This is a genomic window from Arthrobacter sp. NyZ413, from assembly GCF_049390645.1.
Classification (GTDB): domain Bacteria; phylum Actinomycetota; class Actinomycetes; order Actinomycetales; family Micrococcaceae; genus Arthrobacter.
The window spans coordinates 2,336,213-2,349,599 of record NZ_CP155434.1 but is presented as its reverse complement, the minus strand read 5'-3'; the positions used below and the strand labels follow the sequence as shown (position 1 = coordinate 2,349,599).

Sequence of the window (13,387 nt, the reverse complement as noted above, 5' to 3'; positions counted from 1 at the left end):
TCTCGTTGGCCCCGGAAATCCCCCGCGGACAAGGCGTCGGAGCGCGGCGTGCAGCAACGGATCGTCCCACGGTTTCTGTTCCCTCGAGTATGACCCGATGACTACTGGTAACCATGCATATTCGTTTTGGTACTAATCGCAACTGACGAGACTCACCGGGAGCCTCAGTATCGTGGTTCAACGGGGCTATGCGACATACTCGGGTCATGGTTGCCCAACGAAGATCCGCTCAGTCTGCTGCCAAATGGCGCTCGGAGCATGACGTGTGGATCGACCACGCATCACTCGACCTCTCGGATGTCGAGTGGCTCTCGGGTGTCCGGCGCCTAACGCTCTGGGCAGTAAAAATCCCCGAGGGCTTCTTGTCGTCTCTGCCGCAGCTGCAGTGGTTGGACATCCGAGGGGGCTCCGGAACATCAATTGACGTGGTCAATGGCTGCTCGAACCTGACTTACCTCGCCGTCAACCAGATCCGCGGCCTGCATGACCTGTCTGCTCTGGGCGCTCAGGCAAGCCTGCGGCTGCTTAGCCTTTATGGTTTACCGCAGGTACGGTCACTGCCTTCACTCGCTGGCCTTGTCCACCTCAAGCGCTTGGAGATCGGATCGATGAAGGGTCTCTCCGGGTTTGGCCCACTCCTTGAAGCGCCGTGCCTGGAGGAATTGTTGCTTATCAGGGCAGTTGCTCTGTCGAGTACGGACCCGGCGGCAATCGCGGCCCACCCGACGATTCGGGCCTTTGAATGGTTCGCAGAAGACGTGCCCGACAAGACTTGGGTCCCTGTCGTTGATCAAGTGGGACGGCCGAAAGCGAAACCCATGGAGGCCTCGGACTGGTTCGCCCGGAATCCGTGATTGGGTCCCGTCCTGGTTCCCGATTACGGGGTGGCGTCGTGCCACTGCGGTGTCGAGGGCGCACGGGAGTATCGGGACCAGGGTTCCGCTGTTGCGGCCGCATGTTTCTGCGTGACCTGATAGCTGTAGCCGAGCATTTCGGCGACGAGCGGGGCGGGAACTTCCTTCACGAGCCCGCGGAGGGATGCGTTCCGTGCGCCCAGGAGGTCGATGCCCAGTTCCCGGAGACGCTCCATGAGAGTGTTGGGGTGGATGTGTCGCCCGGGCCGGTATCCGGGAAACAGCCATTCGCTGCCTGAGCTGCTGCCGGTGCGCATGTTGGGGCGTGCCGCCAAGTGTTCGGTGAGCAGTGACGCGAACGGCTCCGGTACTGGTGCAGGGTCGCCTTCGCCGAGAGACAGACGCAATCCGTCGGGCGTGATGATCACGTCGGTGCTTTTCATCGCGGCGATCTTCACGACTGGCTGGGCGTAGAGCAGCAGGAGAGTGGCGGCGACCCGGTAGTGCAGGGTGTCGATGTTGTCGGTGAGGCAGGCTTTGAGCATGGCGAGCCGCTGGCCCTGGGTGAGCAGTGGCACGGTCTTGGCCTGCCGGAATCCGATGACGATGTTGGTGCAGGTCCGGTTCTTGACAGCCCAGACGAAGAATGTTCGGATGGCGTGCCTGGTGGTGGGGCCGGCGGCAAGCCAGGCGTCGACGTCGGCTTGGACGCAGGAAGCAACCGCCCGCCCGTGGGTGGATTTGAGCCAGGTCAGGAATTTGATGTTTTCGGTGATTTCCTGCTTGGCATTGTGCACGGGACCGCGGGTGGGTTTCCCGTCCCCGGAGAGGCTGCGGATGCGGCGCAGGTGGTGCCAGCGGGCGAAGGATTCGACGGGCCGGCGGATCTCGGGGTCGTCGATGTCCTCGAGCTTGCTGGCGAGCCACCGTTCGAAGAGCGCGAGGTAATGGTCGCGGTTCGGGAGCAGTTTGTGGTGGGTGAGCAGGCTGCGTAGGTGTTCCACGCGCTTGCTGTTCGGTTCTCCATCCAGCGCCTCGTGGCTGAGAGGAATGTTGCCGGTGGAAATCCGTTCGAGGAGGTCTCTGACGCCGGCGTCGCGAAGCCAGCTCAGGATGCTTTCGGGGCGTTGGGCTCCGCAGAGGGCCGTGAGCAATTTCGCCGCCGCCGTCTCGGCCTCCGCACTTCTCTGTTCAATGCGGAGTAGCACTGTGAGGTCGTCCCGCAGCGAGCAGCGGGCGCAAGTGCCTTGGCGGTAGTGCTCGGTTTCCGTGCCGCAGCGCGAGCATTGGTAGTCCTGGGTGATGCCCGCGCAATCGACGCAGATGGGCTTGTTGCCATGGGCAAGGGCTCGGCCGGGGAGCATGCGGTCCGTGCCGCATCCAGGGCACGACCCGTGAGTGCGCATGGCAATCGTGAAGCAGGTCCCGCAGATCCTGCCTTCGGGCCAGCTTGCGCGGTGTTTGCCGGCCGTCCTTGAGCACCGGTCACACGTGAAGGTCCCTGCGTTGCGAGGGCGGCCCCGCACGATAGGGCGCGGCGTGATGTCAGCCGTCATCGCGGATCACGCGGGCGCGTTTGGGCCGAATGGTCTTGTTTAGGTCCACGACGTTGGCGTCGGAGGCGACCTTACGGACCTTGGCATCTGTTGCCGTGACGGTGACCAGGTCCTCGGGTCCGCAGGAGAAGATGTCGCAGAGGGCGGCGACCATCATGAGTGAAACGCGTTCCGGGCGCTGGGTGACGAGCCGGTATACCTGGGAGGCAGAGAGTTCGATGCCGCGTTCTTTTAGCAGTGGGCTCAGGTCGGTGCTGTTGTGCATTCCGCGGGCTGCCATGAGTTCGGCGAGCCGCCACCGGTAGTCGATCTCTCGTTTCATAGGGATTAGTCTTCCATTCCGCCCAGTGCGGCCCTGACGGTCGAGTCCAGGGCGCGGCGCAGGGTTTTGACCCGGAAGTCACTCGACACGGACGTGTAGAGGGCCGTGGTCGAGGCATGCTCATGCCCTGCCTGGTGCTGGACGAACAAGGCGTCCATGCCGGACTCGATCAAGTGGGTGATGTAGGAACGGCGCAGCGAGTGGATGTCCAGCCCGGGGGAGAGGCCCAGGTCTTCGCAGTACCGGTTGAAGCGGCGGTTCAACGCGGTTTCGGAAACCAGCGTGCCGCGTTCGGAAGGGAACAGGTCCAGTCCGTCCGTCATGTGGGGGCGCCCGCGTTCGAGCCAGTCGGCCACGATCTCCGTCGACCAGTCGAATACCGTCAGGACGCTGCGGCGCTTCGGGGGAGACCCCTTCATGGCCTTTCCGTACCGGACCTGAAGCACGCCGTATTTGCCGAACTCACGGGCGTGCGGATTCCTGCCGAAGTCCACCGTCTGCAGGTGGCGGACCTCATTGCGGCGCAGACCCCAGCAATAGGCCACTTTGAACAGGACCGCGTCACGGTAAGCCGGCAGCCAGCCCTTGCGGCCCAGCGAGGCGATCCGGTCGACCTCATCATCGGCCCGGTCGAAGAAGTCCTGGAGTTCCCGCTGCGTGAACGGCCGGCGCTTGGGGGAGGACTCGCCGGCTTGGGCGTGGACGGCTGTGTTCCAGTCAAAGCAGACCTGGACCGGATGAGTCCCGAAATGCTGTTCGCAGACACGGTCCCAGCCGTACTCCGGGGAAGCCACGTAGGCGCAGAACGCCCTCAGTGCGGCCTGATAGGACCGGATCGTCGATTGGGCTGCGTGCTTCAGACTGCGAAGATCCCCGAAAAATTCGTCAACATGGGCCGGCGTCCAGTGCCAGGGATACTCGTTCGTCGATTCCTGGAAGCGCGTCACGAGCCGTTCCCTCGACTCGATGGTGCCGAAGGCCAGGTTCCTGCTCAACTGCTGGTTACGCCAGCCCGTGAGCATCTGCGTGAACACATGGTCCTCGGGATGAAGGAACCGCACAGGGCCGAAATCAAGCACACGACCCGCTGCATCAACTGCCACGACAAACCCCTTCTGACATTGCATTGGATGAATGAATCATGCAATTAATGCAGAATCGGCGCAAATCCGCAGGTCAGGGCCCGTCTCGGACAATTCCTTTAGGTCGCGTTGGGTACACGCCAAACACCCGAGGCGTGGCTGAGATCGGCAGCAGAAGCGGCATTACCGCAGGTCAGGGGGCAGTTCCGGCATCCAGGCGATCCACGCAGGAAGAGATGGGGGAAAGAAAGGTGATCATGCATCAGATGCAATAATCACGGTTCTGCTTGACTGAATCACCTTTATCGGCGTTTAAACCACGGGAGTAGAAGCAGTTGCGAGAACTCCCATGCCGTGACGAATCGGACCTTTCCGCAAGGTCATAGAACTCACTGGCAAAAGCCTCACTGGGTCCGGGCAGAAAATCTCTTGCCCTACTGACGTGCGGTGCTAGCAGCGGATAAACTCAGGGTCCCACGGTCCATCAACCCGAGGGCCCGACGGTTCGGCCCGGCCGATAAGTCGGCGGGACTCAGCAGAGAGGCCAGCCATGGACTTCGTTCCGGCCAACGAGTATTCGCTGGATCCTTTTCCCCATTACGCCAGATTGAGGGAAGCCTCACCTGTCTTTCACGACGAACAAACGGGGAGTTGGCACGTTTTCCGGTATGACGACGTACAGCGGGTGTTGTCCGAACATGCCAGGTTTTCCTCACGGTTGGGCGGCGACGATCCGTCCGAGACCGGTCAACTGTTCGCATCCAGCCTGATCACCACCGATCCCCCGCGACACCGGCAATTACGCTCCTTGGTGACCCAAGCCTTCACGCCGAGAGCTGTGGACGCGCTTGCTCCCCGCATATCACAGCTCACGAAAGAGCTTCTGGATGGGATCGCTTCCCGCGGAACAGCGGACTTGATCCAGGAGTTGGCCTACCCCTTGCCGGTTATCGTGATCTCGGAACTCATGGGTATACCCGCCCATGACCGAGATCTCTTTAAGGAATGGTCCGATGTCATCGTCAGCCAAACGAGAACCGGCGCGACGAATGAGAACCACCACCTCACCAACAAGGAAATGACCGGGTACTTCCTGGACCTGATCGAACAACGCCGGCATCGGCCGGGTCACGACCTGATCAGCAACCTTCTCGCAGCCGAGATTGACGGGCAGAAACTGAGCGTGGCCGAACTGCTGGGTTTTTGCGCTCTGCTGCTCGTCGCCGGCAACGAAACAACGACCAATCTGATTGGCAACGCGGTTCTTTGCTTTACTGAAGTCCCCGGCACGATCGAACGGTTACTCACCGAGCCGTCATTGCTCCCCCAGGCAATCGAAGAAGTGCTCCGCTTCCGGTCCCCAGTCCAGTCCATGTACCGAGTGACGGTCGCAGATACCACCCTAGGCGAGGTTCAGATTCCAGCGGGCGCTCCGCTCGTGGCTTGGATAGGCTCCGCAAACCGCGATGAGCGCCAATTCCAGAGGCCGACCCAGTTCGACATCGACCGGAATCAGATCCGACATCTAGCATTCGGCCATGGCGTTCACTTCTGCCTCGGTGCCCCGCTTGCAAAGCTGGAAGCAAAGATTGCACTTGAAGCCATCCTGTCCCGGCTGCCCGGGCTGATGCTCGAACCGGGAGCGCGCCTCGAAAGGATGGAAAGCACAATCGTCTACGGGCTAAAGAACCTCCCCGCCAGATGGCAGACAGCCTGATCGCGAGGCGCCACGGCTCACTAACCCGCGGTATGACCATGCAAGTCCGATCCGGACTGTGCTGGCAGTATAGTTCAGCCGTCTAAGCCGCCAAGGGCGATCTGCGCTCATTCGTCCTGCTCTCCTCGAGCCGGGAAGGCGCTCTGATGTCCGGGGCCGGAAGGCCTAATATTCATAAGACGTCTTACGAAAGTATGGACTTTTGTACAGTCCGCGTGAGACGCTTCGTGTACCTGGGAATCAGAGGGGCACCATTGCGGCGAACCGGAGGCATAGCGCAGCAGAGGACCCGCTTCCGGTAGCGCTCCCCACCGCGGCTGAACAACTACGAGATGATCTCGCTTGCGTATAGGGAATACCGAGCTTTGCACGTGAAGCACGGCTGCTCCCTCGAGCTCAATACCCGTTCTGAACATACGGGATAACGAAAGGAAACTGTCTTGAATACTTCTGCCGGAATGCACGGAGTCACACGGCTCAACGACCTTCCCCGTGAAGAGTTCATCAAAGTATTGCCCGAATTGTGCCACCTTCCCGTGGAGGATTGGGCAATCGACCTTGACCGTCAAAGGCCGTTCAGTGACTTCGAAGACCTGATCGAGAAGGCACTCTCATCTGTCACGGCCCTAAGCGACGCCAACGTGGTCGCCGCTCACGTCGGGTTGAGGCGACTGGGATCCCGCCACGACGGATTCACCGGTCGGCGGCTACGGTGGGCCAAGCAGGAATCCGCTCGCATGGACAGGGACGATGAAGCCCTTCAGGCCCTGAACCAGGCCCAGGACGCCTACGAAGCAAAGTTCGGCCATGTCTTCCTCATCAGCGCCACAGGACTGACGAACGATGAGATGCTGGCCGCGCTCCACACGCGTTTGACGAACTCGCCCGAAGCGGAATGCGACGCCATCAGGGAGGAATTGCGCAAACTGGTCGCCATTCGCCTTACGAGGCTAGTTGAAGAGTTGGACGATCCCGAGGCCGCCCTCACCGAGGCCTAACCGCCCGTCCGACCGGCCAGTCACGGAAGCCGAAACAACTGGCGTGTTTCCCCAGCACCAAAACTGGGGAAACACCCCGCGTTGGCCGCGAGGGTGATTCGTTGCCGCGGTTCCACGCCCGCATCGAGCCGTTCGCCGGGCTTGGGCTGCACCCCGCTCCGCACTCGACGGGCATGGGCGACGTGATCGACGTCGATGCGATGGGTGCCACCGCCGTCGACGGAATCTTCTCGGCCGGCAGCATTACCAACCCAGGTCAGCAGGTGCTCCCGGCCGCCGCACGGCAGCCGCGTCGGCGCCGCTGTCGCGATTAGCCTCGCCGGAGAGGACACGCAAATCACGGCCCGCCCGTCCGGTTCGGTCGCCGACTGAGACCACCGTTACTCCGGCGACCCGGTCTGGAGCGGCAAGCCGAACGGTTCGCTGGTCGCGGAAGTGGCGTCCGAACACATGACGGTCGGAGGCGGGTCAATTACTAGATAGGCCAACGGTTCCCATGGTGTTTTGGCAGGCTTGTCTGACTTTGGCGACGAGGGGCGAGTCTGCCGCGTCGTTGTTGTAGATCAGGCTGACCCGGGAGATGGCGCTGGCGTCCCGGATGTTGAGGTAGGCGAGGCCGGGGATGGCGTAGGCGCGGAGGGATTCCGGAACCACTGCGATGCCCAGGTGGGCGGCTACAAGGCCGAGAATGGTCGGGAACTGGACTGCTTGCTGGGCGAGATCGAATTCGACGTCGGCGGCGTGAAGCAGTGCGGCGATGTGATCGAAGAGGCGTGAGATTCTGTTCCGCGGGAAAGCGATGAATCGCTCGCCCTTGAGGTCTGCCAGAGCGACTGCACTGTTGCTTGCCAGGCGGTGATCTGTCGGCAGGGCGAGTAGGAGGCGTTCGTTCTGCAGGAGCACTGAACTAAGGCCTGGCACGGTCTGGACTTCGCGGGCGATTCCGGCGTCAAGTGCTCCTGCGGTGATGAGTTCGATCTGGGCGTCGGTAGTTTCCTCGCGGAGTTCGAGGTCGATGCCGGGCCAATTGGACCGGAGGTCCCGTACGACGGGCGGAAGCGCTGATATGGCTGCCGATGAAACGAAGCCAAGACGCAGCCTGCCGATTTCGCCGTCGTGGGCCTGACGGAGGGCTGCGGTCATGGTCCCGTATTGGGTCAGGAGCTTCCTGGCGTGACGAAGGAGCAGTTCACCGTCGGCAGTGAGCTGGACGTTGCGGGAATTGCGCACGAACAGTTGGGTCTTGCACTCCTCTTCGAGTTTGCGGATCTGCTGGCTCAGGGGCGGCTGGGCCATGTGCAGCCGCTCGGCGGCCCGGTTGAAGTGCAATTCTTCGGCAACGGCGACGAACAGTTCAAGACGGCGAAGATTCATACAAACAAGACTAAACACATATTGATCAGCGCCAAATAGATACTTCAGTGAATGACTTCGCGGGTCTACCGTTGATCGTGGGGACAGCCACAGATCAACAAACACCAAGAGGTTCGAGAATGCCCGTCATGACCAGGCCCGCCAGCAGCTTCATCAACGGAAGGTGGGTGGAAGGGACAGGAGACGCCGTGTCACGGTTCAATCCGTCGGCACCGGAGGAAGCGGTCACCACGTATCACCAGGCCGGTTCGGCAGAGCTGTCGCAAGCCATCCAGGCGGCCGCCGAGGCGGCCCCGGGCTGGGGATTCTGGCCCGTGGCCGGATCCTGTCAACTGCTGCCGCGCTCATCCGGGAACGCGCTGAAGAGCTGGCGCAGATGATGACGGCGGAGCACGGCAAGACGCTGGCGGAGTCCAGGCTGGAAGTCGATGCTTCCGCGGACACGTTCGATTATCACGCGGGCTCGGCCCGGAACCCGGTCGGTACCGAATATCCCTCGAGCAACCCTGACGAGCGAATCCTCACTGTGCGGCGCCCGTTGGGCATCGTCGGTGTGATAACACCGTGGAATTTCCCGCTGCAGATCCCGGCATGGAAGATCGCTCCTGCCCTGCTGCACGGCAACACGGTAGTTTGGAAGTCGGCCAGTCACACACCGGGAGTATCGGTGCTGCTGATGGACATCCTGGCCGCGGCGGGTGTGCCCGCCGGTGTCGCGAACCTGCTTCTCGGTCCCGGATACTTGGGCTCCGAGCTTGTGTCCGATCCGTCGGTGGCCGGGGTGACCTTTACCGGTTCGGTGCCGGTCGGCCACCACATCCGTGGAATTGTCTGCGGGCGAGGCGCGAAACTGCAGATGGAACTTGGCGGGCACAATGCCGCTCTGGTGCTGCCCGATGCCGACGTTGAACTTGCCGCAGGCAGTGTCGTCCAGGCCGCGATGGGGTCGACCGGGCAGAAGTGCACGGCCACCCGGCGGATCATCCTTGTCGGAGACGGGCACGAGGCATTCCTGTACAGGGTCAAGGAGAAAGTCGAAGCGCTCCTTCTTGGCCCCGGCACTGACCCGTCGGTGCAGGTCGGCCCGGTTGTTTCGGCCCCAGCCCGCGATGAAATCAACGCGGCGATTGATCAGGCCGTAAAAGAAGGCGCGGTAATTCTCGCCCAGGCTCCGGCACCGGCCGCAGCGGGCCACTATGTCCGGCCAACCGTACTGACGGGGCCGGCATCGATGAGGATCTGCCGCGAGGAAGTCTTCGGCCCTGTGGTCACCGTGCTTCGCGCAGCGACGCTTGATGAGGCCATTGCGTTGGCCAACACCACCGACTTCGGTCTGACCGCTGCGGTGTTCACCAGCGATGAGCGAGCTGCCCGGCGGTGCGTGAGCTACCTGGACGCCGGTCTGGTGAAAATCAATGCGCCCTCGACGGGGTCTGAACTTCACGCGCCCTTCGGCGGCATGAAGGATTCGACCTTTGCCGGTCCACGGGAACAGAACAGCGCCGCCGCCGCCGCGTTCTTCACCCACGAAAAGACCGCATACTTCCGACTGGCGCCAGAGAAGGCATGAGCATGACTCTTCAGGATGAGCGAACCGCGCACGAGCTGCGTGCGCCGGAGGACGTGCTCTCCGGTGCCGATATGAACGGTGCCTGGGCCACCCGGCACAGCTTTGCCCGCACCATGCTTCGCCGCGCCGCGGCCCGGCGATGGTCCGTATCCAGAAACCGCATGGAGTTCGACGACGATGCCCAAGGCACTGCGGTCTACACCGTGGAGGCCGAAGGCCGGAAGCTGACCTTCATCGCCTTCTGCAGCACCCTGGCCGAAAGCGAACGCACCGACCGGGTCATCGCCGACGCATGGGACGTCACCGCGGCCCTCATAGAAGGAAACCTCACACCCGAGCGCGAAGCGCAACTGCGGGTCAATGTCCCCGTCCAGGAACGCGGCCGGGCAGATCCGGAAACCATCATTCTGACCCGGGCGAACCGAAGCGCACGCTTCTTTGACTACGTCAGCGACTGCTTGGCTTCCGGATTCCAGCCCGACGTCGACACGATCGGCCCCAGCCCATACCTGATCCGCAGCACGGCGTTCTACGGCAACGGAAAATTCGGGCTCAAGGAATTCACGGACATCCCCGCAGACCATCCCCTGGCCGTGCCGTACCGGTCCCAGATGCTGGCCGCCTGGCTGCTGCGGGAGCTGAGCATGGACATGGTGGAGCATGTCGCCCGCGCCAAGGCTGCCTCGGCCGGCACGACCGCGGTCCCGCTGGATGAAGCGTGGGGCCGTTACCTTGGACTGGGCAACGCCACCGGGCTGGGCATGGTCCCGTTCGTGGTCAACCACCCGGACTTTCTGGATGCCTGGTGCCGGATGCGGGAAATTCCGCTCGCCGCAGGACTCGGACAGCACTACGCACCCGATGATCCGGACCTTGCCCGCGTCGCGCAACTGCTCGCCAAGGCGGACCGCCACCTCGCGGAGAAACACGCACTCAACACCGTTCCGTTCCTTCCCACCGACACCATCCGGCACCAGTTGCAGCAACTCCTCGAAGAGCTACGGACCCACATGGCCGCCGCGACGGAACCTTCGCCGGTCCTGGCGCGCCTGCATGAGAAGGCTGCGGGCCTCAGTGCGGAGGCCCGGGGCATCTTTGCTTCCATCGTCATTGAACTGCGTACCGACTTCGACGAGGACGCCGAGTCTCTGCTCAGAATGGACGGCACCATGCCGTTCGAGCCGGCCATGCGCTGCCGGGAACTAAAGAAACTGCTGGAGACGAACTACGCCTGGGCCCGGCGCTACGACTTCACCGATCCGGAGGCGAGCCGCTACTACTGGTTCTCTTCCGCAGCCAACGAAGAGCCCCGCCGCGCACTGCGCGCAACCCGGCCCGCGGGTACGGCCGAGCACTGCACGGATATTGCCCGCCGGATCAACACACTTGCCGCGGACCTCGAGGCCTACCCGGCCCACCACAGCATCGCAGACTTCCTCCTGGCCAACCCAGGCCACCGTTTCGCCGCCGCACGGGTCCAGCAGACACGACCCCTTCTATACGGAGAACTGCAGGACAACCTCATCGACGGAGGTTTCCTGCCCCTGAGCACCCAGCGCTTCCAGCTGGCCACATACGGGATGAACAACTTCAGCCCGCAGTCCACGGACTGGCTGCGCGTGACGTTGTTCAGCGGAGCGCCCCGTGCAGTGGACATCAACCACGGAACGGACGAGGACGACTGGCTCTTCCCCACCGCACCGAAAGGCCCGGAACAATGAGCCTGCACGAGCAACTGACCGTCGTGGACGGCCTGCAGATCAACAACTGGAGCCGCCCCGTCCTCGAAGAATTGCGCACCGGGGGCGTCAGCGCCGTCAACGCAACCTGCGCCGTCTGGGAAAACGCCGCTGACACCCTCCGCTCCGTCGGCCAATGGCTGGACCTCGTCAACCGCAACTCGGACCTGGTATTCCTCGCCTCGACCGGGGCCGACATCGACACCGCGAAACAGCAGGAGAGGATCGCAGTCTTCCTGGGATTCCAGAACGCCAGCCCCTTCGAAGACGACTACCGCTACGTCGAAATCTTCCACCGGCTCGGCGTGCGGATCGCCCAGCTGACCTACAACAACCAGAACCTGATCGGCAGCGGCTGCTTCGAAACCGAGGACGCCGGCTTGACCCGCTACGGGCGGGTGATCGTGGAAGAGATGAACCGGGTCGGAATGCTCATCGACCTCTCCCACGTCGGATACCGGACCAGTCGCGACGCCATCGACGCATCCTCAGCACCGGTCTCCATCACCCATTCCAACCCGCTCTGGTTCTTTGACACACCACGGAACAAACCCCACGACGTCATCCAGCCCCTGGTGGAGCGCGGCGGCGTCATCGGCTGCTGCCTCTACCCCACCGTCAGCGGCGGTGAACACATCACCGTCGAGAATTTCTGCACGATGGTCGCCCGCATGGTCGACCAATATGGTCCAACGAGCGTGGGTATCGGCAGCGACTGCACCCGCGGCTGGAACCAGGACTTCGTCGGCTGGCTCCGCAACGGTCGCTGGCAACCAAGCGACCCACAGAACGCACCGACCTGGCCGCAGTGGCCGGACTGGTTCCGGGGCCCCTCGGACTTTCCCCGGCTTACCGACGGCCTCGCGTCAGCGGGCCTCACCGGCGACACAATCAAAGCCGTGATGGGCGGCAACTGGGCCCGGCTGTTCGCAGAAGTCATGGACACAACGAAGGAACACGCGCATGTCTGACGCCATCAACAACACGCCCTCCTGCGGGCTGCAAACGGACTGCAGCATCGCCGTCCAGCCCCGCGAAATCAAGGAAGCGGCCTTCCGCTCCCTCTGCGCTGCCGGCGCGGATCCGGCCGAAGCCCAGGAAGGAGCGCTCGCAGTCCTCCGTGCCCAAGCCGAAGAACACGAAGGTCTCCGCCTCCTTGAAGAACTGCTCGACGCGGACTGGGCAGCACCGGCCCGTCCGACGGCGGCCACCGACGTTTCATGGGCAGGAGGCACTCTGCGTGAGATTGAGAGCGCCGGGCAACCGGGCCTGCGGACCGCGCTCCAACTCTTTGACCTCGTCACCGACGCCCCGGCCGGCGAGATGGCCGCGGCCCGCACATCGGATGTGCGTATCCCGGCACTTCTTTGGACCGATCTGGTGCTCAGAAACACTGCCGCCCGAGGCCGCCAAATCATCATCGCCATCACCAATCCGGCCGGGACCCAACGCAACGACGATAAGACCGATTACTTAACCGTCCGCGACGGCGTCCTATCCCCCGCTCCGGCGCTGGAGGCGGTCACTGGCGTCATCCCATCAACCACCGGAAGCAGCACCGTCGTCGTGGCGTTGCCGGAACCTGCCGCCACGAATCCTGATAAAAGCACCATCGGGCCCCAACCCCTGACAATGCGTGAAAAAGATTGGCAAAACATGTACCAGATGTCCCGGAAATACCTGGTGCCGGACGCATGAGCATCATCACCCGGACCCAATTCACAGACGGCAAACCCCGACCCTACTCCGCTTCCGCCGCCGCCGGCGGCATCATCTACCTCTGCGGGCAAATACCTGCACGCGACGACGGCACTGTCGACGCCGACATTGCCGAGCAGGTGACACAGGCCTTTGACAACCTCGAAGCCGCCCTCAAAGAAGCAGGGTCCGGCCTGTCCCACCTCCTCAAGCTCACCGTCTATCTGGCCGACCTTGATGAATTTGATGACTACAACTCCGCCTACCTCACCAGGCTCAGCGGATACCCCCTGCCTCCCAGGACCACCGTCCAAGTGGCCCGTTTCAGGGGCGAAAAACGCATCGAGATCGATGCGGTCGCAGCCAAAGCGCTCTGACCACACCCCCGCCACGGATCTGTTGGGTTACCAACGTCGCTTTCCCTCCTCCCAGATCGGAACCACCATGCTTTCCCAAGCACCAGCAGCAACGTCCCAC

Annotated in this window: 14 protein-coding genes; 10 read left to right on the top strand and 4 right to left on the bottom strand. The window is 62.8% G+C overall.

Annotation, left to right across the window (positions count from 1 at the left end; translation table 11 throughout):
* The first annotated feature begins 206 nt into the window (after nucleotides 1-206).
* Nucleotides 207-854, top strand: coding sequence for a hypothetical protein (locus ABCW42_RS11020; RefSeq protein WP_423181296.1), 648 nt, complete (start codon nucleotides 207-209; stop codon nucleotides 852-854).
* Nucleotides 855-877: 23 nt separating this feature from the next.
* On the opposite strand, the gene ABCW42_RS11015 is transcribed toward ABCW42_RS11020, so the two are convergent.
* From ABCW42_RS11015 to ABCW42_RS11005, 3 genes are all read right to left on the bottom strand, one after another.
* Nucleotides 878-2,218 carry a hypothetical protein gene (locus ABCW42_RS11015; RefSeq protein WP_423181295.1) on the bottom strand — a complete coding sequence of 447 codons (1,341 nt, stop codon included), beginning with the start codon at nucleotides 2,216-2,218 and terminating at the stop codon, nucleotides 878-880.
* Nucleotides 2,219-2,399: 181 nt separating this feature from the next.
* The gene (locus ABCW42_RS11010; protein ID WP_028275137.1) at nucleotides 2,400-2,732 is read right to left on the bottom strand and encodes a helix-turn-helix domain-containing protein; all 333 of its coding nucleotides are present in this window, start codon (nucleotides 2,730-2,732) and stop codon (nucleotides 2,400-2,402) included.
* A 5-nt stretch (nucleotides 2,733-2,737) separates the two neighbouring features.
* Nucleotides 2,738-3,835 (bottom strand): tyrosine-type recombinase/integrase, encoded by a 1,098-nt coding sequence (locus tag ABCW42_RS11005; RefSeq protein ID WP_423181294.1) that lies wholly within the window; start codon nucleotides 3,833-3,835, stop codon nucleotides 2,738-2,740.
* Between the two features lie 529 nt (nucleotides 3,836-4,364).
* Here ABCW42_RS11005 and ABCW42_RS11000 point away from each other — a divergent pair.
* The 3 genes from ABCW42_RS11000 to ABCW42_RS10990 all read left to right on the top strand — a co-directional run bounded on the left by ABCW42_RS11000 (nucleotide 4,365) and on the right by ABCW42_RS10990 (nucleotide 6,843).
* Entirely contained in the window at nucleotides 4,365-5,531 is a 1,167-nt protein-coding gene (locus ABCW42_RS11000; protein WP_423181293.1) for a cytochrome P450, read from the top strand.
* A 440-nt stretch (nucleotides 5,532-5,971) separates the two neighbouring features.
* Complete coding sequence (locus ABCW42_RS10995; RefSeq protein ID WP_423181292.1) at nucleotides 5,972-6,529, top strand: 2-oxo-4-hydroxy-4-carboxy-5-ureidoimidazoline decarboxylase; 558 nt, start codon at nucleotides 5,972-5,974, stop codon at nucleotides 6,527-6,529.
* Nucleotides 6,530-6,630: 101 nt separating this feature from the next.
* Nucleotides 6,631-6,843, top strand: a complete 213-nt coding sequence (locus ABCW42_RS10990; RefSeq protein WP_423181291.1) for a hypothetical protein — start codon at nucleotides 6,631-6,633, stop codon at nucleotides 6,841-6,843.
* Between the two features lie 154 nt (nucleotides 6,844-6,997).
* Here the strand turns inward: ABCW42_RS10990 and ABCW42_RS10985 are convergent, their stop codons facing one another.
* Entirely contained in the window at nucleotides 6,998-7,903 is a 906-nt protein-coding gene (locus ABCW42_RS10985) for a LysR family transcriptional regulator (RefSeq protein ID WP_423181290.1), read from the bottom strand.
* Nucleotides 7,904-8,031: 128 nt separating this feature from the next.
* Between ABCW42_RS10985 and ABCW42_RS10980 the strand changes: the two genes are divergently transcribed.
* The 6 genes from ABCW42_RS10980 to ABCW42_RS10955 are packed head-to-tail and all read left to right on the top strand — an operon-like array spanning nucleotide 8,032 to nucleotide 13,287.
* Entirely contained in the window at nucleotides 8,032-8,283 is a 252-nt protein-coding gene (locus tag ABCW42_RS10980; RefSeq protein WP_423184973.1) for a hypothetical protein, read from the top strand.
* Nucleotides 8,202-9,473 carry an aldehyde dehydrogenase family protein gene (locus ABCW42_RS10975; RefSeq protein WP_423184866.1) on the top strand — a complete coding sequence of 424 codons (1,272 nt, stop codon included), beginning with the start codon at nucleotides 8,202-8,204 and terminating at the stop codon, nucleotides 9,471-9,473. The genes ABCW42_RS10980 and ABCW42_RS10975 overlap by 82 nt, the downstream gene beginning before the upstream one ends.
* A gap of 2 nt (nucleotides 9,474-9,475) precedes the next feature.
* Nucleotides 9,476-11,194: a hypothetical protein gene (locus ABCW42_RS10970; RefSeq protein WP_423181289.1), complete on the top strand. Its 1,719-nt coding sequence runs from the start codon at nucleotides 9,476-9,478 to the stop codon at nucleotides 11,192-11,194.
* Complete coding sequence (locus ABCW42_RS10965) at nucleotides 11,191-12,183, top strand: membrane dipeptidase (protein WP_423181288.1); 993 nt, start codon at nucleotides 11,191-11,193, stop codon at nucleotides 12,181-12,183. Before ABCW42_RS10970 ends, ABCW42_RS10965 begins: the two co-directional genes overlap by 4 nt.
* Nucleotides 12,176-12,910 (top strand): hypothetical protein, encoded by a 735-nt coding sequence (locus tag ABCW42_RS10960; RefSeq protein ID WP_423181287.1) that lies wholly within the window; start codon nucleotides 12,176-12,178, stop codon nucleotides 12,908-12,910. Before ABCW42_RS10965 ends, ABCW42_RS10960 begins: the two co-directional genes overlap by 8 nt.
* Nucleotides 12,907-13,287: a RidA family protein gene (locus ABCW42_RS10955; RefSeq protein ID WP_423181286.1), complete on the top strand. Its 381-nt coding sequence runs from the start codon at nucleotides 12,907-12,909 to the stop codon at nucleotides 13,285-13,287. The genes ABCW42_RS10960 and ABCW42_RS10955 overlap by 4 nt, the downstream gene beginning before the upstream one ends.
* The last annotated feature ends 100 nt before the right edge of the window (nucleotides 13,288-13,387 follow it).